Annotated in this window: 14 protein-coding genes and 2 pseudogenes; 11 read left to right on the plus strand and 5 right to left on the minus strand. The window is 62.9% G+C overall.

Annotated features, from left to right (window positions below):
* Nucleotides 1-12 precede the first annotated feature (12 nt).
* Nucleotides 13-480, minus strand: a complete 468-nt coding sequence (locus ACJEIK_RS25865) for a DUF4334 domain-containing protein (protein ID WP_226519857.1) — start codon at nt 478-480, stop codon at nt 13-15.
* An 874-nt stretch (nt 481-1,354) separates the two neighbouring features.
* Here ACJEIK_RS25865 and ACJEIK_RS25870 point away from each other — a divergent pair.
* The 8 genes from ACJEIK_RS25870 to ACJEIK_RS25905 are packed head-to-tail and all read left to right on the plus strand — an operon-like array spanning nt 1,355 to nt 12,374.
* A complete protein-coding gene (locus tag ACJEIK_RS25870; protein WP_409430495.1) occupies nt 1,355-3,337 on the plus strand; it encodes a DNA-binding protein in 1,983 nt (660 codons plus the stop codon).
* Complete coding sequence (locus tag ACJEIK_RS25875) at nt 3,325-4,944, plus strand: class I SAM-dependent DNA methyltransferase (protein WP_226519859.1); 1,620 nt, start codon at nt 3,325-3,327, stop codon at nt 4,942-4,944. The genes ACJEIK_RS25870 and ACJEIK_RS25875 overlap by 13 nt, the downstream gene beginning before the upstream one ends.
* Nucleotides 4,941-6,209: a restriction endonuclease subunit S gene (locus ACJEIK_RS25880; RefSeq protein WP_226519860.1), complete on the plus strand. Its 1,269-nt coding sequence runs from the start codon at nt 4,941-4,943 to the stop codon at nt 6,207-6,209. Before ACJEIK_RS25875 ends, ACJEIK_RS25880 begins: the two co-directional genes overlap by 4 nt.
* Nucleotides 6,210-6,211: 2 nt before the next feature.
* Nucleotides 6,212-6,466 carry a hypothetical protein gene (locus ACJEIK_RS25885; RefSeq protein WP_226519861.1) on the plus strand — a complete coding sequence of 85 codons (255 nt, stop codon included), beginning with the start codon at nt 6,212-6,214 and terminating at the stop codon, nt 6,464-6,466.
* Nucleotides 6,456-7,559 (plus strand): YhcG family protein, encoded by a 1,104-nt coding sequence (locus ACJEIK_RS25890; protein ID WP_226519862.1) that lies wholly within the window; start codon nt 6,456-6,458, stop codon nt 7,557-7,559. Before ACJEIK_RS25885 ends, ACJEIK_RS25890 begins: the two co-directional genes overlap by 11 nt.
* A gap of 8 nt (nt 7,560-7,567) precedes the next feature.
* Nucleotides 7,568-10,765, plus strand: coding sequence for a type I restriction endonuclease subunit R (locus ACJEIK_RS25895; RefSeq protein WP_226522277.1), 3,198 nt, complete (start codon nt 7,568-7,570; stop codon nt 10,763-10,765).
* A 14-nt stretch (nt 10,766-10,779) separates the two neighbouring features.
* A complete protein-coding gene (locus tag ACJEIK_RS25900; protein WP_226519863.1) occupies nt 10,780-11,949 on the plus strand; it encodes a hypothetical protein in 1,170 nt (389 codons plus the stop codon).
* Complete coding sequence (locus tag ACJEIK_RS25905; protein WP_409430496.1) at nt 11,946-12,374, plus strand: hypothetical protein; 429 nt, start codon at nt 11,946-11,948, stop codon at nt 12,372-12,374. Before ACJEIK_RS25900 ends, ACJEIK_RS25905 begins: the two co-directional genes overlap by 4 nt.
* 38 nt (nt 12,375-12,412) lie before the next feature.
* Here the strand turns inward: ACJEIK_RS25905 and ACJEIK_RS25910 are convergent.
* From ACJEIK_RS25910 to ACJEIK_RS25925, 4 genes and pseudogenes are all read right to left on the minus strand, one after another.
* Nucleotides 12,413-13,129, minus strand: a pseudogene (locus tag ACJEIK_RS25910) (mycobacterial-type methylenetetrahydrofolate reductase); the annotation flags it as partial.
* 32 nt (nt 13,130-13,161) lie between these two features.
* A protein-coding gene (locus ACJEIK_RS25915) for an IS3 family transposase (protein WP_099156389.1) occupies nt 13,162-14,324 on the minus strand; the annotation gives its coding sequence in 2 pieces (ribosomal slippage) (nt 13,162-14,037 and nt 14,040-14,324; 1,161 coding nt in all).
* A 70-nt stretch (nt 14,325-14,394) separates the two neighbouring features.
* Nucleotides 14,395-14,595: pseudogene (locus ACJEIK_RS25920) on the minus strand (mycobacterial-type methylenetetrahydrofolate reductase); the annotation flags it as partial.
* 45 nt (nt 14,596-14,640) lie between these two features.
* Nucleotides 14,641-16,056, minus strand: a complete 1,416-nt coding sequence (locus ACJEIK_RS25925; RefSeq protein WP_226519866.1) for a short-chain fatty acyl-CoA regulator family protein — start codon at nt 16,054-16,056, stop codon at nt 14,641-14,643.
* A 119-nt stretch (nt 16,057-16,175) separates the two neighbouring features.
* Here ACJEIK_RS25925 and prpD point away from each other — a divergent pair, with 119 nt between their 5' ends.
* From prpD to ACJEIK_RS25940, 3 genes are read left to right on the plus strand one after another with little or no spacing between them, the layout of a single operon-like run.
* On the plus strand, nt 16,176-17,681 hold the full coding sequence (gene prpD / locus ACJEIK_RS25930; RefSeq protein ID WP_226519867.1) for a 2-methylcitrate dehydratase PrpD: 1,506 nt from the start codon (nt 16,176-16,178) through the stop codon (nt 17,679-17,681).
* Nucleotides 17,678-18,595: a methylisocitrate lyase gene (gene prpB, locus ACJEIK_RS25935; protein ID WP_226519868.1), complete on the plus strand. Its 918-nt coding sequence runs from the start codon at nt 17,678-17,680 to the stop codon at nt 18,593-18,595. The genes prpD and prpB overlap by 4 nt, the downstream gene beginning before the upstream one ends.
* A complete protein-coding gene (locus ACJEIK_RS25940; RefSeq protein ID WP_226519869.1) occupies nt 18,592-19,710 on the plus strand; it encodes a bifunctional 2-methylcitrate synthase/citrate synthase in 1,119 nt (372 codons plus the stop codon). Before prpB ends, ACJEIK_RS25940 begins: the two co-directional genes overlap by 4 nt.
* Nucleotide 19,711: the final 1 nt, after the last annotated feature.

Below are 19,711 nucleotides of genomic sequence, written 5' to 3' on the forward strand. Positions count from 1 at the left end.
GCCCAGCGGCTCTCACCGGTCACGTTCGAGGAGGAAGTAGAGGAACTGACCGTCGGCGCGCTGACGCTTGCCGTTCATGATGCCCATCAGGGTGTCGTCGTCGACGCGCTTGAAATGGTCGAACACGGGCTGGCCGTCGTAGACCATGGTTCCGGTCACCTCGCCGCGAAACTCGATGTCCCACAACGTCGCTCCACCGCGACTCAAGTCGCGGTTCGAAAACAGTTGTCCCGCTTCGTCGTAGCAGACGATGGGCTCGACGTCGTTGATCGACTTGAACGTCTTGCCGTACCACCGGGCAGCTTGAAGTTGGCCGTTCATCTTGTGGCCGGTGTCGAACTCGTCGCCTTTCCAGTTCCCGACCATCTCTTCGGCGCGGATCGGTTCCAGCGAGGCCCAGATTTCGTCCAACTCGGCCGGATCGACATGAGCCTGGCCCCGCAGTTCGGCGAAACGAGCGCGGGCGGTATCGACGTCCACAGGGACCTCCCAAGTCAGTTGGTTCGGAAACTGACTGTAATCCCGAACCAACTGGTTCGGCAAGACGTGACAGTGGCATCGATGGCCTGGCCGGGCGACCGCCCGGCAGGGGCGACAGTGTGCTTACGGCCGACGGCGTGGTATCGGATCGCCCGTTGAGCACCCACAAACGGGCAGAATCGACTTCAACGTGTACCCCATCCAGTCCAATCCAGGCGGCATGCGCAGCTCGGAGCATCACTCAGCCCGAGCGAATACTGTTGCGCCGATGGCCAATTCACGGAAACCACAGTGCGACCCACAAAGGGGCGGTCGTCGCACAACACCATCGCTGATAGCGTCGCAGGGTTCGGGCAGGAACCTGGGCTTCGCTGCGCCGAGTTCAGCAACGCGAGCGGACTTATCGTGTGTCTTCCAACCAGCGATTCGCGTTGATTTCGTTGCGCCGGTGGGGCTTTGACGTGAGATGCCATCCCTTGCACTCCTTGCAGCTGTAGCTGCGGACTTCGTGACGCCTGGTCGTTGCGCCGTCCTGGGCCGCGAAGTGTCGTTGTGTGGCGGCATCATGAAGCGCTGCGACCGCCGCCACGTGGTCGGGGAATCGGACTTTGCCGCACGAACAGACGCCGTGGTGGCGAGGCTGAGTGGCATGCCTATGCGGCGGTTTTGCCGAGTTGCATCGGCGGTTGTGACGACTCACTGCCTACTCCTGGGCCGGCGACATGACTCCGTCCACAGTGCGCCGTACCCGTAGTACCAGCAAAAAGTGCATTGATAAGCGGTCTTATCGAATAACTACATGACAAGTGTCCACTGTGGCTCTAACGTCGGCTGTACATCAAACGCAGTCGACCGCCAGGGAAGGAGAGAGCTGATGGACACCTTGTCGATGCAGGACATCGCCGACCTTGCCGATGTCGCGCGCCCAGTGGTCACCGTCTGGCGCGGCCGCTACGCCCAGTCGGGCGATCCGTTTCCTCAACCGATCGCCGACTCCGATCTCATTTTCGACGCCGCCGAAGTTGCCGAGTGGTTCCGCAACACCGGGCGAGGGAACAACCCACACGCCGCCGACGACGCGGCGGTCCACTCTTCGCTGCTGGACGCCGCTGCCGATCGGCTCGACGACGCATCACTGCTGCTCCTGCTACACGCCAAGCTCGGCGAACCCCTGGCAGGGTTGCCGGCGGAAGCCATCTTCTCGGAAATCATCACCGCCGATCACGACGCGCTCCTACCGCTGAAGACGGCGTTCGCCCTGCTGGACGACGAAGCCCTCGTCTCACAGATCGACCGACTGGCCGAAGCCGGGTTCAGTGCCGCGCGGGTGCTGGACCGCATGGTCGCGTTGGCTCGCACCCAAGGCGGCGCGGAGGTGCTCACCAAACAGGGTGCGCACCTGTTGCACACCATGTTGGCCGAGCTGTCCCGCACCACGCCAGGCATGGTGGTTCCACAACGCACCGGCGGCCTGATGCTCGTCAACGGCGCCTTCTCCGCCTTCGATGAAACTGAGCGCCCCACGCTCGGGGTAGCCGATCACCTGCTCAAGACCCCATGGCAGCGGGCCGCCTGGCGCAGCCTCGACGCCCGCGGAGCAAACCTTCGCTCGATCACCACCGACAGCGACGAGGTTGCAACCTCGCTCATCGTCGGTCAATGGGCCGCAGCCACCCCGGCTGATGCTGCGGCTTTCTTCAACTGGGTGGCCGATGTTGCCATGGAACTCGCTCCGGGCGGCCGGGCGGTAATCATCGGCCCCGCAACGCTTCTGGTCGATCCCCTTGACGGTGCTGCGGAGCGGCACCGCTTCGCAGCACTCGTCCGGGGCGACCACTACGTTGCTCCATTGCGCTATGTGGCACGCCTACCGAAGGGTATGTGCCGCGGCGGTGGCCGCCGCCGTCTGGCGATGTGGGTGCTCGCGCCGGCCGAACCCGGCGCACCGCAATGGACAACGTACGCCGACCACTCCGACCACGCGCTCAACGCCGGCGAAGTCGATGCCACGGCAGCCGATGTGGTTGCGGCAGTGTCGGGTCTCGTGGGCAAGCACTCGTTCTTGCGCAGTGCAGCCCGCGATACTTCAACGGTGCTGCGCCGCCGCCAGCTGCGCTGGCCCGTGTGCGAACCCGATGTTGAGGTGAAAGGTGCTGCCCTGAGCCGAATCTGGGAGCTGGCTTCCCAGTCATCGGCCCGGCTGATCGACGACATCGACCTAGCAGCCTCGGTCACTGATCAGCTCAGGGCACCGCTGCCATGGTCATCGGCAACCACCGGCACCGACCGACTGGCGAAGGTGCTCAAAGGTGTTCGGCTGTCACCCAAGGATTGTCACGCAGCTGGGGCGGGCACCGTCGCGGTCATCGGCACAGACGAGGTCCGCGGATATATGCCGGTCGGTGCGCGTCGAATCGACCGGCTCACACTGGAGTCCACCGCGCCGCGGGCACGGTTCACCGAGCCGGGCGATGTCGTTTTCGTGCCGACGGGCGCGCCGCACGCAATCGTCGACGAGGTCGGCGGTCACGTGGTGCAGGCCCCGGCTCGGATCGTGCGCTGTATGACCCGTAGGCACAGCCGCTTTCGGCTGCTGCCCGAGGTGCTGGCCGCCGACATTTGCGCCCAGCGCGGCACCGACACGACGTCGTGGACCGTGCGGGTGATCCCGGCTGACGCGGGCGGTGCGCTGGACCTGAGCCTGCAACGGTGCGCGCAGCACCGGGCCGCGCTCACGGCGGAGCTGGCGGCTCTCGACGCACTAGAAAACGAGCTGGTGAACGGACTGGCCGCTGGCACACTGACTGCGCACATCAAGGAACCCAATGAGGAGGGCAACGCCGCATGGCGAAGGTAAAGGCGAAGGCCGCGGACGCACCGTCGACCAGCAAGGAACTCAAGGACACCTTGTGGAAGGCCGCCGACAAGCTGCGTGGCTCGATGGATGCCTCCCAGTACCGAGACGTAGTGCTCGGTCTGGTGTTCCTCAAGTATGTATCCGACGCGTTCGATGAACGCCGTGGCGAACTCGCCGCCGAACTGGCTGGTGAGCCCGAGGATTTCATCAGCGAAACCTTGGAGGAGCGAGACGAATACACCGGCAGTGGTGTGTTCTGGGTGCCACGTGAGTGCCGTTGGGAGTATTTGGCCAAGCACGCTAAGGGAATTCCGGCATCGGCCAGCAATGATGCCCAGTCGATCGGCAATCTGATCGACGAGGCAATGCGTGGCCTGATGGACGCCAACGAGTCACTGCGTGGCGTGCTGCCGACCATGTACGGCCGCGACAACGTTGATCAACGGCGACTGGGTGAACTGCTGGACCTGTTCAACTCCGCGCGTTTCGCCGGCGGCGGGGCCTCCAAAGCACGCGACCTACTCGGGGAAGTCTATGAATACTTCCTGGACAAGTTCGCCAAGGCCGAGGGCAAGCGGGGCGGCGAGTTCTATACGCCGCAGTCGATCGTGCGGACGCTGGTCGAGATTCTGGAACCGCACTCGGGGCGGGTGTACGACCCATGTTGCGGGTCCGGCGGCATGTTCGTGCAGGCCGAGAAGTTCCTGGAACGCCATCGCGAGGACCCGACCAACATCGCGGTCTACGGCCAGGAATTCAACGAGCGCACCTGGCGGATGGCCAAGATGAACCTTGCCATCCACGGCATCGACACCGCGGGTCTGGGTACGGTGTGGCAGGACACCTTCGCCCGCGATATCCATCCGGACATCAAGGCCGACTATGTGCTGGCCAATCCGCCGTTCAACATCAAGGACTGGGTACGCCGCGAAGACGATCCGCGCTGGCGTTACGGTGTGCCGCCCGCGCGGAACGCGAATTACGCTTGGATGCAACATATTCTGAGCAAGCTGACCGCACATGGCGAAGCCGGCGTGGTGATGGCCAACGGCACCATGACCTCCAACACCGGCGGTGAGGGCGAGATCCGCAAGGCCATGGTCGAAGGCGACGTGGTTTCCTGCATTCTCGCGCTACCCGGACAGCTATTCCGTGGGACCCAAATCCCCGCGTGTGTCTGGTTTTTCGCGAAGGACAAGTCTGCGGGTAAGGCAGGCAAGACCGACCGCAGCCGACAGGTGCTGTTCATCGACGCCAGCGAACTCGGCTACATGGTTGACCGGGTGGAGCGGGCCTTTTCTAATGGCGAGAAAGGCGACATTCAACGCATCGCCAACACGTTCCGGGCCTGGCGCGGCCGCGAGTCGGCGATCGACGTTTACCACGATGTCCCCGGGTTCTGCAAGACTGCAACGCTCGACGAGATCAAGGCTGCCGGCTTCGCGCTGACCCCAGGACGCTATGTGGGTGCAGCCGAGGGTGAGGTTGACGGTGAACCGATCGACGAGAAGATCGCCCGGCTGACAAAGGAATTGACAACGGCCCTGGACGAGTCGGCGCGGCTCGATGCGGTGGTCCGCGAACAGCTGAAGCGGATCGCACAATGAGTCGTTCAACTGCTACGGGGGGCAGGGAAGCCACGACGGCAGTGATTCCTGGAAATGGGGTCCTGAGCATTGGAAACCCACGGACCTTCACAACCGTCGGCTATGAGTGGACACCACTGAGTGCGGTCGCCAGACTTGAATCTGGACATACGCCAAGCCGTGGCCGGGATGACTATTGGAATGGCGGAATCCCTTGGGTAGGGATCAAGGATGCGACATCGCATCACGGCGAGATCATTGGCGATACGTTTCAGCAAGTGTCGCAGTTGGGTGTCGAAAACTCATCCACTCGACTTCTGCCAGCCGGGACTGTGTGTTTATCGCGTACAGCTTCCGTCGGCTATGTAGTTCAGATGGCTATCCCTATGTGCACCAGTCAAGATTTCGTCAATTGGGTCTGCGGCACCGAACTCAATCCCAACTACCTGCGATATGCGCTGATGGTCGAATCTGACAGCATCCGGCGGTGGGCCACCGGATCAACTCATCAGACCCTCTACTATCCAGAAGCCAAAGCAATAAATCTGTTAATGCCATCCCGACATACCCAGGACGCCGTCGCAGAGGTCGTCGGCGCGCTGGACGACAAGATCGCGGCGAACCGTCGGACCGCAAGCACTATCAATGAGCTTCTCGGAGCAATCTTTGATTATCAATTTGCTTCATCGCGAACTACAGAGCTCGGAACTATCGCTGACATCAACCGGGTCGCGGTGAAACCCCGCCCAGCGGGAGAACTGCGCTATCTCGATATTGCGGCCGTGCGAGACGGGGACCACGAGATTCCATGCACCACGGATTGGAACACTGCTCCGAGTCGTGCACGACGGGGGCTGGCGAGGGGAGACGTCGTATGGTCGACAGTCCGTCCAAACCGCCGGTCGCACAGTTTGATTCTGGACAATGACCCGCTACTCGTAGCCTCAACTGGCCTTGCAGTTATCAGTCCGCGCGAGTGTGGCCCGGCATTCCTCTACGAAGCGGCGCGCCAGCCAGCGTTTCAACAGTATCTTGAGTCGGTTGCTGAAGGGAGCGCATACCCAGCTGTTCGGGCCGAGGCGTTTACGCATGCGCCGGTGCCTGATGTAGCAGCGCTCAGCCGAGACGAATTCGAAAACGTCGCAAACCCTCTCAGGCAGCTTCAGGCGTCGCTGCGGCGCGAAAACCTGAAATTGGCTACGACCCGCGACGAACTCCTCCCACTCCTAATGAACGGCAAGGTCAACGTCAAGCAGGCCGCAGCCAAGGCGGAAGAGATGCTGTAGAGATGGACGATGACGTGAATTCCCCTGTGCCACAGCTAAAAAGCGTGATTTCACCGTGGCGCCTCGAGCTGTTGGACGCCGTCGCTGATACGGTACAGGCCGGTCAACGGCGCGCCTTCGCGGTGGCCTGGACGGATATCGCATTTGTGCAACGCAGCGTTGCACAAATTGTGCAAATACAACTCGCACAATTGCTGACACAGGGTGCCCGTCATCTGTCGACCAGCAACTCAAGGCGGCCGATCAATGCCAGGTGAGGTAGCAGCGAATGACAGCTATGAACATGTACTGAACGACATCGTTCTGGTTCTGAACGATGCACGTGCCGCAACCGCCCGGAGCGTGAACACGATGATGACGGTTGCCTACTGGCAAATCGGCCATCGAATCGTTGAGGATGAGCAGGGCGGGCTGGAACGCGCAGAATACGGCAAACAACTTCTGAAGCGGCTCGCGCAAGACTTGACGGCTAGGTTTGGTCGAGGTTTCGCCAGGCAGAATCTCTACCAGATGCGGCAGTTCCGGCTGGTCTGGACTCCCGAGCAGATTTTCCAGACAGTGTCTGGAAAATCTGGTGCTCCAACAAATGGTCAGATCGACCCCGCCACCCTGGCCAAGGCCTTCCAGCTACCTTGGTCAGCATACGTGCGGCTGTTGTCGGTGCGGGACGAGAACGCCCGCATTTTCTACGAGGCCGAGGCTCTGCGGGGCGGCTGGACCGTCCGGCAGTTAGCGCGGCAAATCGACTCGATGTTCTATGAGCGCACGGCACTGTCGGCCAACAAGGTCGGCATGCTCAACAGGGGCGTGCCCGACGATGAGCCGACCCCACCGGAGATGGCGCTCAAAGACCCCTTCGTGCTGGAATTTCTCGGCTTGAAGGACGAATACTCCGAAACTGACCTCGAAGCAGGGCTCATCGCTCACCTGACCGACTTCCTGCTCGAACTCGGTGGAGACTTCACTTTCGTCGCCCGCCAGCGACGACTCCGGATCGATGACACCTGGTTCCGCGTCGATCTGGTCATGTATCACCGTCGGCTGAGGGCATTGGTGCTGATTGACCTGAAACTGGGCCGGTTCAGCTACCAAGACGCGGGGCAGATGCACCTCTACCTGAACTACGCCAGCGAACACTGGGCCATACCCGGTGAGAACCCGCCGGTGGGGCTGATCCTATGCGCCGAGAAGGGTGCAGATGAAGCCCGCTACGCCCTCGACGGGCTGCCGAACAAAGTCCTGGCGTCGGAATACCGAGTGGTGCTGCCCGACGAAAAGGCCCTCGCTATCGAACTTGCCCGCTCGCGGGCCGAATTCGAACAGCACCACCCCGAAGGAGATGTGCCGTGACCGGCGTAATGAACGAAGCATATTGGGAGCAGTGGACTCTCGACCAGCTCGGCGAGATCGAGTGGGAATACAAGAGCGGCAAGGAGATTGCCCCGGGCTCCGGTGAGCGCGAGAACTGGCATGACATCGTGCTGCGCGGCGCGGTCGAAACCGCGCTACGAAATCTGAATCATGATGTGCCCGAACAGTATTTGCTACAGGCCTATGCCGAGGTGACCACGCCGCAATCCCAAGATGCCATCACAGAGAACTTCCGGCTGCACAAGATCCTCACCGAGGGCTACCGCGGGATCAGCTACATCGATCACGACGGCCGCGAAGTGAACCCGACCATCCGGTTCATGTCCGCCGACCCGGCCAAGAACCGCTACCTGGCGGTCAACCAGGTCACGATCCGCAGCCACGAACACGAACGCCGCTTCGACATCGTGCTGTACATCAATGGCCTGCCGCTGTCGATCATCGAACTCAAACAAGCCGGCACCAAGAGCGCCACCGCCGAGACCGCCTACAACCAGCTGCAGACCTACCTGCGCGAATTCCCGATGGCGTTCCGCTTCACCTGCTTCGTGCTGGTGACCGACGGCATCAACGCCCAGTACGGCACACCGTTCACGCCGTGGAATCACTTCGCGCCGTGGAACGTCGACGACGATGGCCACCCGGTCGAGTACGGCGAACCAGCCGCCGACGGTGAGCCCGCCACGGAGCTGGACCTCACCCTCGCCGGGGTCTACAACGTCGAGCGATTCGGCCAGCTGCTGCGTGACTTCACCGCCTTCGACGAGGACGCTTCCGGTCTGCGGAAGCGAATTGCCAAGCCCCACCAATACTTTGCCGTCACCAAGGCGGTCGGCAGTACCGTCGAGGCCGTCGACAGCGACGGCCGGGCTGGTGTGGTGTGGCACACCCAGGGCTCGGGTAAGTCGATGGAAATGGAGCTCTACACCGCCAAGGTGATGCGCCATCCGAGGTTGGCCAACCCCACGGTGATCGTGCTGACCGACCGCACCGAACTCGACAGCCAACTCTTCGACGGGTTTAACGTCAGCACCTTGCTGCCCGAACACCCTCAGCAAGTCACCAGCCGCGACCAGCTGCGCCAGAAACTCACCGACACCCGCAGCGGCGGCATCTACTTCTCGACTCTGCAGAAGTTCGGGCTGACCGACGACGAACGCAAAGCTGGGTCCGACCACCCGTTGCTGTCGCCGCGACGCAACATCATCGTGATCGCCGACGAGGCACACCGCAGCCACTACGACACCCTCGACGGCTACGCCGCACACCTGAAGCACGCACTGCCGCACGCCACCCTGATCGCATTCACCGGCACCCCGATCGCCGAGGGAGAGCGCGACACCCGCCGGGTTTTCGGCGACGACATTGATGTGTACGACCTGCACCGCGCGGTGTCCGACGGCGCAACCGTGCCGGTACTGTTCGAGCCGCGGCTGATCAAACTCGCCCGCATCGACGGTGTGGGCGACGACCAGATCGACGATGCCGCAGAAGAAGTCACCGCCGGCCTCGACGAAGTGGACAAGGAACGGCTGCAAAAGAGTGTGGCCGTCCTCGACACCGTCTACGGAGCGCCCGACCGGGTACGCGAGCTGGCCGCAGATCTGGTGCGGCACTGGGAAACCCGGCGAGAGCTGATGCGGCCTTTCATCGGCGGCCCAGGCAAAGCCATGGTGGTCTGCGCCACCCGGTCGATTGCCGCGCGCCTGTACAAGGAACTGATTGAGCTGCGCCCGGACTGGCATGACGACGCCGACGACAAGGGCGTGGTCAAGGTCGTGTACACGGCCTCACCGGGCGAAACCCCCGAAATCACCAAGCACCTGCGCCGACCAAGTGCGATCGCCGCGGTCAAACAGCGCGTCAAAGATCCGGACGACGAACTCGAAATCGTGATCGTCAAGGACATGATGCTGACCGGTTTCGACGCCCCGGCTCTGCATACGCTCTACATCGACCGTCCCCTCAAGGGTGCGCTGCTGATGCAGACCCTGGCCCGAGTGAACCGCACTTACCGCGGCAAGCTGGACGGGCTACTGGTCGCGTATTCACCTCTGGTGGATAACTTGACCAAGGCGCTGGCCGAATTCACCCGCAACACCAGAGATGTCAGCGACAAACTGGTGGGCCAGAACATGGCTGAGGCCGCTGCCGTCGTCTACGACTTGTTGGGCAAGCTGCACACGTTGGTCGGTGAGCAATGGCGTGACGTTGTGCGGTCCGACCCAAAACGGGGTTGGTACGACGCTGCTCTCGGTGTCACCGTCATGCTCCGGTCGCCGGCTACACCGGGCAATGTCGACCCCGACGATCCTTCCGCACGCCAGCTTGCCGACACGTTCCGGGATCTGTCAGCGAAGCTGACCCGAGCGTGGGCTCTGACCGGAGGCCATACCGACCGCGACGCCGAACTTGAGCGCGTCCGCCCCGATGTGCGGTTCTACGAAGAAGTTCGCGGCTGGATGGCGAAGCTCGACGCACGAGACCGTATTGCCGCTGGCGAGCCCATCCCCGACGACATCAAGCGACTGCTGGGCGAAATCGTGGTCGGTTCCGCCGAAACCACCGGCGTCGTCGACATTTATCGCGCCGCGGGACTGGACTTGCCGCAACTCGATCACCTCACCCCGGCGTGGGTGGAAGACGCCCAGAAGCCGAGCAAGGCACACCTGGCCATCGAGGCACTCAAAGCCAGCCTGCTGGAGAAGGCTCGGGAGTCCACGCGCGGCAATGATGTACGCAGCAAGCTGTTTTCGCAGCGCATCGATGAGCTGATGACCAAGTACACCAATCAGCAGCTGACTGCTGCCGACGTGATCGCACGGTTGGTCGAGCTGGCCGAGGAAGTGGTGGCCGAAGCGGACCGCGGCAAGCAGTTCACACCGCCGCTGGCCACCGATGAACTCGCGTTCTACGACGTTGTCACCCAGAATCCGTCAGCGGTGGACGTCATGGGTGACGACGTACTCGCCCAGATCGCAAGGGATTTGGTTGCCACGATGCGTCGGGACACCCGTATCGACTGGACTGTACGTGAGGATGTGAAGGCCAAACTGCGGGCGTCGATCAAGCGGTTGCTGCGCAAGTACGGATACCCGCCGGATCAGCAGCCGGCCGCGATCGTGGCGGTGATGAACCAGATGGAATCGCTGGCGCCGCGGTATGCCGAAGAGGCCGGGCAATAGGCGAGGTAATACGGATGGACGTAGTGCTTGAAAGCCGCCATGTCGAGATCGACAGGCGAGTATTCGTCGATCTTTTGGAGAATTCGGTCGCCAGCGGCCGTGCGCCTTATACGAAAGCACTTGAGAAGAATGTGATTTCGTTCTCCGCGCTGGTCGAGTTGGCACGCGTGGGCGACATCCCGTATTCGTTGTTCTTCGCACCATATGCCTTAGTTCAAGCGCAACTGGAGGCGAAGACCGAGAAACTGCTCCAGGGCCTGACCAAGGACACCTTCTCGCTGAACTCCCGGGCAACGGTTGAGCTGCGTGACATCGAGTTGATCGTGAAGGATCTGCTGCGCAAGCAAGAAATGTTGAAGAAGTACGACCGCACTTTGGTTGAGAATCAGATTGTCGGGCTACTCAGGAAACCTGGCAGGACGGTGGCGCACGATGCGCAGATCCTGAGCGATGCGCTGGGCTTTGGTGAGGGCTCGATCCGAACAGCAAATACGAAAGAAGCTGCTCTTGAGCTATTGATCCGGCACCTCGAGGACCATCAGGTATTGGTGGCTCGGAGCGTGAATAACTTTATGCCGCAGCGCCTTCAAGGCGTGGCCTTCAGTGGGATGACGATCAAAGATGCGAAGGTTCCGTACATCTTCCTTGCAGGCGGAGACCACGGTGACTATCAGGAACCCGCCGGGCGACAGATTTTCACCCTTGTTCTTATGGCGGTGTTGGTGGCGCGCAAGATATTTGCACCCGTTACCTACGACGGATCAAGCTTGGCGCCGACGCCAGAACGCGAGTACGACATCGTCGGTGAGATGTTGATGCCGGCCACGATGATGAATGCGGCCGAACTTGTGTCGCTTGAAGCAATGAAGTCGGCGGCCGACCTCTTCATGACCACTCCGAGTGCTGTTGTGGTCAGAGCGATGCGCCTGAAGCTGATCAAGCCCGAAGTGGCAGATGGTTACTTGGGGGAATTGAGGGCCGAGTATGAAAATCGGTTACGCCCACAGGTTCGTGCACCCAAGGCAGTCAACGCGATTCGCAAATACAACGGTCGCGAATTCTCTGTCCGAATGCTCGATGCGCTCGATGCCAAGAAGCTGACGGCTAGGGATTTTTGCCGAACGGTATGCCTCAACAAAATCAAGCCTTCCGAGATCAATACATTCCGGGAGGCGTTGCGGTGAAAGATAATCGGTACCTCATCGACTGCAACGCATTGTCGAAGTTGACACGAAAGCAGCGGTCGAGCGGGTTTTTCCGGAAGAACTGTCGGATTCCGACGGAGGTGCTCTATGGGGCACGCTGGTTCCCTGACATTCATCAACTGAGCGATGTCGAGTACAAGACGACGGGAAGCGTTCTTGTGATTCTTGCCGAGGTCATGGCAACCGTGCCTGTCGGCGATAAGAAGCTTGTGGACCTGTACGCCAACCAGGGTAACGCTGATCCGTTGATCGTCGCGTGCGCTGTCGATGCCACAAGGGAGCGGGAGCAGCAGCTTTTTGGTGAGACCTGGGCGATCGTTTCTGATGACAAGGCTGTACGCGCAAAGGCCAACGAATTCGACATCGAGATACTCGCGAGTGAGGAGTTCATAGCGATCCTATGAGGTTTACCGTTGTCGTCGCCTAACCGAAGCAATTGACGCTACTCCGCTTTCCGCGCCCGCTTACTGGATGTCGGGGCCCAGTAGTCCAGCATCGCGGCGAATGTCTCGAACGCCGGCTTCGACACCCCGTACGCAGCTTCGAGGTGGATGCTGATCGGGAAACCGAGGTCAGCGACGCCGTCGATGACGCGCTTGTACAGATCGAGCAGCAGCGCCCGCTTGACTGCCGGCTCCTCGCCGGCCAGTCGCGCCACGAACTCCTGCTCGGCGGCGACCACCGGATTGCCCGGGTCTTGGATAAGCCAATTGATCAGGCCGACCTTCGACTCGATCTTCGGGACGAACCCGAACGACAACAGGATCTCGGGACGATGCTCAGTCGTCACCGCGAAGTGCTTCAGGAAGCCCACGATCGCATCGGAGTACAGCAGCTGGGTCATGTCGTAGGTGGCACCCTGCGCACATTTGAAATCGAAGCGCCCGATTTCCCAACCGCGGGTGGGGATCAGGATGACGCCGCGGTTGGCCACCCGGTCCGCATAGATCGACAGCGCATCGGTCGGAGCCACCCCGACCCCGTCGCCGTCGCTTATGGTGCGCGGGACACCGACGAAGGCAATGCCATCGAAGTCCGCGTCCTGCAGTACATCGAGCCGCTCGGCCAATGCGTCCTTCGTCAAGAAGGACGTCACCTGCGTACACAGCCCCTGCATTCCCGGCAGCTCCGGTTTGATCAACTGCCAGAAGTCGAGGACGGGTCTGCTGCACGATCAGGTGACAGTTTCGGTCACGCGGCCTGACTGGCCGGTGTGGTCATGATTGCTTCGAATTCGATCGGGGTCAACCGCCCGAGGCCGGACTGGCGGCGGCGCCGGTGGTAGGTGCGCTCGATCCAGGTGACGATCGCGATGCGGAGTTGTTCTCGGGTGTCCCAGCGGCGGCGGTCGAGCACGTTCTTCTGCAGCAGGCTAAAGAAGCTCTCCATGGCGGCGTTGTCGCCGGCGGCTCCGACACGGCCCATAGAGCCGACCATCTCGTGTTGATTCAAGGCGTGTACGAATTTCCTTGACCGGAACTGAGATCCGCGATCCGAGTGCAGAATGCACCCCGCGACATCTCCGCGTCGGGCTACCGCGCTGTGTAGTGCCCGGATGGCCAGTTGTGACTTCATTCGGGAGTCGATGCTGTAGCCGACGATCCGGTTGGAGAACACGTCCTTAATCGCACAGAGGTAGAGCTTGCCCTCACCGGTGCGGTGCTCAGTGATGTCACTGAGCCACAACTGATTTGGCCCTTCAGCGGTGAAGTCACGCTCGACAAGATCGTCGTGCACCGGCGGCCCGACTTTGCCGTTCTTGCCGCGTTTCTTACCAAACACGCTCCACAGTCGATTCTGCGAGCAGATCCGCCATGCGGTGCGCTCGGCCATCGGCTCGCCGGCATCGCGCGCCTCCTCCACGAGGTAGCGGTAGCCGAACTCCGGATCGTCTGCGTGCGCGTCGAACAGCGCATTGGCGCGGTAGGCCTCGATGAGTTCGGCCTCGGTGATGGGGTCGGCCAGCCAGCGGTAATACGGTTGGCGGGAGAGCTTGAGTACCCGGCACGTCACCGCGACGGGGATCCCGTCGGCGGCGAGCTCTTTCACGAGCGGGTAGACCCTTTTCCCGGCAGATTGGCCTGCGATAAATACGCTGCGGCCCGACGCAGCACCTCGTTCTCTTGCTCTAGCAGTTTGATCCGCCGTCGGGCTTCGCGCAGCTCACCGGACTCGCTGGCGCTCTTGCCGGGCTTGGTGCCTTCGTCGATGTCGGCCTGACGGAGCCATTTCTGCAGCGTCATCGGGTGCACTCCGAAATCGGTGGCGATCTGCTCGATCGTTACACCGTCATCGCGGTTGCGAGCGACCCGGACGACGTCGTCGCGGAACTCGCGGGGGTAGGGCCTTGCCATGGGGACATCCTTCCAGCCCGCCCATGCTGGGCAAGCCAACTCAGATGTCACCTATTCGTGCAGCAGACCCGACGTCCATCTTCGGCTTCATCTTGACCGGGCGGTCGCCGTCTTCCTCGACCATCCCCGGGATCATCACGTGCCGAATTCGGCCCTCAAGGCCGACCGCCGCGGCATTGGCCAACACCTTGTGCGCCTCGTCGATCGCGAACCGCGGGCCCAACTCGATGTTGGGTGGCACCAGCTCGAGAGCGATGGTCGTCAATGGCATGAATCAACTCCGAATCTGAAAATTTGGAAAAGTCAAGCGGCACAACTAGTCCGATTCGACCGGCGAGTACGGCAAATCGGTGCTGGTGTGCGGATCGACCTGCACAGGTCGCCCGATGTAAGGGAACGCCCGCTGCGGACAGGCCGGCCGGTCGCAGATCTTGCAGCCCGCACCGATCGGCACCGCGGCCTCGGGGTCTGCCAGGTCGATGCCGGCCGAATAGATCAACCTGCCGGCATGCGCGAGGTCGCAACCGAGACCGATGGCGAAACGCTTCCGCGGTCCCCGGAACCGGCTGGGGGTCGACGTCGTCGTGCGCGCGATCCAGAAATACGATCGCCCGTCGGGCATCTGCGCCACCTGGGTGATGAACTCGCCCGGTCTCGCAAAGGCCTGGTGCACCACCCACAGCGGGCAGTTGCCACCCACCCGAGAGAAGTGAAAGGCCGTGGCGGACTGACGTTTCGAGATGTTGCCCGCACTGTCGGTGCGCACGAAGATGAAGGGCACACCCCTGGCATCAGGGCGCTGCAGCGTCGAGAGCCGATGACACACGGTCTCGAATCCGACCTCGAACCGGCGCGCCAACTGGTCGATGTCGTACCGAAGGTCCTCGGCCGCCGCCAGGAACAGCCGATACGGCATCAGCAACGCGCCGGCGAAGTAGTTCGCCAGCCCGATCTGCGCGACTTCCCTTGCCTCGGAACTCAGTTGGCCGTCGCCGGCCACAATCGCCGCGATCAGGTCGGCATACATCAACAGCGCCAGCTGGGTGGCCAGCTGGAACGCGCGCTGCCCCGGGTGGAGCCAACGGGCCAGGTACAGGACGCCGACGTCCTCCCGGTAGAACCGTTTGGCGTTGGGGCCCAACACGTCCCCGTCGTCGATGACCACGGTGATGCCGAGCTCTGCGATCAACAGGTCGGCCAGTTGCGCGTCCAGACCGCCCAGCCGCATGCCGAACCGGTCGAACAACGACTCGGCCGCGGCGTCCAGTTCGCCGACGTGGTTCTTCCGGTCGTAGAAGAAGTCGCGGACCTCTTCGAACGGCATCGGCTGCGGCAACGGCGCCGACGCGTCGACAGTGGCGCGGGTGTGCATGGCGTCGAGTTCGGTTGTGGCATCGAACAAGCGGCGGTTCATGCTGACCAGCATCTGACCGACCGCCGGCATCCTCGCCACGAGCTCCTCGATCTGGCCGGCGGTCGCCGACGTGTCGGCGAGAATCTCGCGCAGGTCGGAAACCAGCCGGGCATCGGAATCGGGGGCGAAGTAGTTGGTCGGCAGATCGAACCGCTCCGCCAGGGCGAGCAGCACCGGCACCGTCACCGGGCGCTGGTCGTTCTCCAGCTGGTTGACGTAGCTCGTGGACAGATCGAGGGCGCGCGCCAGCGCGACCTGCGTCAGGCCCTGTTCCTCGCGCAGCCGTCGCAGACGCGCGCCCACGAATGTCTTTGCCACTGCCGCGAGCCTAACTCCGGTGACTTACACAAAGTTCGCAAACCGCAGCCACCAAGGACGCACGATTACGCATCTGCAGGGCCTTTCCGGCTCTCGATCAGCTGCGTAGCGTGCGAATCATGCAGACACACGAGGTACGCACGCGACGCAGCGCCGAGGAATTCCCCCGCTCGGAACACCTGGCGTGGAAGATCGCGGAGGTCGCCGCCGATCCTGTCGCCGTGACACGCGAGGTCGAGGCGATGGTCGTCAACCGGATCATCGACAACGCCGCGGTCTCCGCCGCGTCGGTGATCCGGCGCCCCGTCACCGTCGCCAGGGCCCAGGCGCAGGCACACCGCACGTCGCGCGGCGCCACGGTGTTCGGCATCGACGGCACCTACTCGCCCGAGTGGGCCGCGTGGGCCAACGGGGTGGCCGTCCGCGAACTCGACTTCCACGACACCTTCCTGGCCGCCGAGTACTCGCATCCGGGGGACAACATCCCGCCCCTGGTCGCGGTGGCCCAGCAGCTCGACGTCCGCGGCGCCGACCTGATCCGCGGCATCGCTACCGCATACGAGGTACAGATGGACCTGGTGCGCGGAATCTGCTTGCACGAACACAAGATCGACCATGTCGCGCACCTCGGCCCGTCCGTCGCGGCCGGCCTCGGCACCATGCTGCGGCTGGACCCCGAGACGATCTACGCCGCGGTCGGCCAGGCGCTGCACCTGACCACCGCCACGCGCCAGTCCCGCAAGGGTCTGATCTCCAGTTGGAAGGCATACGCCCCGGCGCTGGCCGGCAAGGTCGCCATCGAGGCCGTGGACCGGGCCATGCGCGGTGAGGGGTCCCCGGCGCCCATCTGGGAAGGCGAGGACGGCGTCATCGCCTGGCTGTTGTCCGGGCCCGAGCACACCTATCGGGTGCCGCTACCGGGTCCCGGCGAACCGAAACTGGCCATCCTGGACAGCTACACCAAAGAGCACAGCGCCGAGTACCAGAGCCAGGCCCCCATCGACCTGGCCCGCCGGATGCGTTCGCAGATCGGTGATCTCGACCAGATCGCCACCATCGTGCTGCACACCAGCCACCACACGCACGTCGTCATCGGCACCGGCTCGAACGACCCGCAGAAATTCGACCCGGACGCCTCACGTGAGACGCTGGACCACTCGGTGATGTACATCTTCGCGGTCGCGCTACAGGACGGTGAATGGCACCACGAGCGCTCCTACGCTCCCGAGCGGGCACACCGGCCCGACACCATCGAGCTGTGGCACAAGATCTCGACCGTCGAGGACCCGGAGTGGACCCGCCGCTACCACTCGAATGACCCCGCCGAGAAGGCGTTCGGCGCCAAGGCTGTGGTGACACTCAAGAGCGGCGAAGTGATCGTCGACGAGCTGGCCGTGGCCGACGCCCACCCGCTGGGCGCGCGCCCGTTCCAACGCGCGCAGTACCGCGACAAGTTCACCGCGCTCGCCGACGGCGTGGTCCCCGACGCCGAGCAGGCGCGGTTCCTGTCCGTCGTCGACGGCCTCGCGACCATGAAGCCGGGCAGCCTCGACGCCCTCAACCTGCGGGTCGACCAGATCGTGTTGGACAAGGCGCCGACGATTCCTTCCGGGATCTTCCGGTGAGCGGCCTTCTGGGTTCGACGGTCTCCGCGGCCGACAAACGGGCGGCGCTGCGAGCGGGCCTGAATTCCGGCCGGCTGCAACGCTATCCGGGCGCATTCTCGCCACTGGTGGCAAAGCTGGTATCGGACATCGGCTTCGAGGGGATCTACGTGTCGGGCGCGGCACTGTCGGCCGACCTGGGCCTGCCCGACATCGGGTTGACCACCCTGAGTGAGGTGGCAAGCCGCAGTGCCCAGATCGCCGCGGCCACCGACCTACCCACGCTGGTGGACGCCGACACGGGTTTCGGTGAACCGATGAGTGCCGCACGCACCATCACGATTCTCGAAGATGCCGGGCTGGCCGGCTGCCATCTCGAGGACCAGGTGAACCCCAAGCGTTGCGGCCATCTGGACGGCAAGGCCGTGGTGCCGGCCACCGAGATGGTCAAGCGAATACGCGCCGCAGTCGCCGCGCGCCGGGACCCGAACTTCGTCATCTGTGCGCGCACCGATGCCGCCGGGATCGAGGGCATCGACGCGGCCATCGACCGCGCGAAGGCCTACGCCGATACCGGTGCCGACCTGATCTTCACCGAGGCACTCTCCACCGCAAGGGAATTCGAGCGCTTCCGCGCGGCGGTCGACACTCCCCTGCTGGCCAACATGACCGAGTTCGGCAAGTCGGAACTCGTGACGGCTCAGCAGTTGTCCGACATCGGCTACAACATGGTGATCTACCCGGTCACCACGCTGCGCCTGGCGATGTACGCAGTCGAAGCCGGCCTGCGTGAAATTTACACCGCCGGAACCCAAGCCGGCCTCCTCGACCATATGCAACACCGCAGCCGGTTGTACGAGCTGCTGCGCTATGCCGAATACAACGAATTCGATTCAGACATCTTCAATTTCACCCTCCAGGACGTGAAATCATGACCACTCAACCGCCCCACATCCACAAGGGCCTGGCCGGCGTCGTCGTCGACACCACCGCCATCTCCAAGGTCGTGCCCGAGACCAACAGCCTGACCTACCGGGGTTATCCCGTGCAGGATCTGGCGACACGCTGCTCGTTCGAGCAGGTCGCCTACCTGCTCTGGCACGGCGAACTGCCCACCGACCAGGAGCTGGCATTGTTCTGCCAGCGCGAGCGGGCGTCCCGTCGGGTCGACCGGTCGATGTACTCGCTGCTGACCAAGCTGCCCGAGAGCTGCCACCCGATGGATGTGGTCCGCACTGCGATCAGCTATCTGGGAGCCGAGGACCCGGAAGAGGACATCAGCACCCCGGCAGCCAACTACGCCAAGTCGCTGCGGATGTTCGCCGTACTGCCCACCATCGTCGCCGCCGATATCCCTCGCCGGCAAGGACTTTCGCCCATCCCACCGCACAGCCAGCTGGGATACGCCGAGAACTTCCTGCACATGTGCTTCGGTGCGGTCCCTGAACCGGCGATCGTCGAAGCGTTCAGCCAATCCATGGTGTTGTACGCCGAGCACAGCTTCAACGCGTCCACGTTCGCGGCCCGGATGGTGACCTCGACGCAGTCGGACATCTACAGCGCGGTGACCGCGGCCATCGGCGCCCTCAAGGGCTGCCTGCACGGCGGGGCCAACGAAGCCGTCATGCACGACATGTTGGAGATCGGCTCTGCGGACAACGCAGCGAAATGGTTGCACGGCAAGCTGTCCCGCAAGGACAAGGTGATGGGCTTCGGGCACCGGGTCTACAAGAACGGCGACTCCCGGGTGCCGACGATGAAAGCTGCGTTCGAGCGGGTAGTGGCAGCTCGCGGTGGCCAGCGATGGCTGGACATCTACAACGTGCTGGAGCGGGAGATGTTCGCCGCCACCAAGATCAAGCCGAACCTCGACTTCCCCACCGGCCCGGCCTACTACCTAATGGGATTCGACATCCCGGTTTTCACGCCACTTTTCGTGATGAGCCGCATCACCGGCTGGACCGCACACATCATGGAACAAGCGGCGTCGAACGCACTGATCCGTCCCCTGAGCGAGTACTCGGGCCGACCACAGCGTTCCATTGCCTGAG

This window comes from Mycobacterium sp. SMC-16 (genome assembly GCF_046250085.1).
In the GTDB taxonomy this organism is placed as follows: Bacteria; Actinomycetota; Actinomycetes; order Mycobacteriales; family Mycobacteriaceae; genus Mycobacterium; species Mycobacterium phocaicum.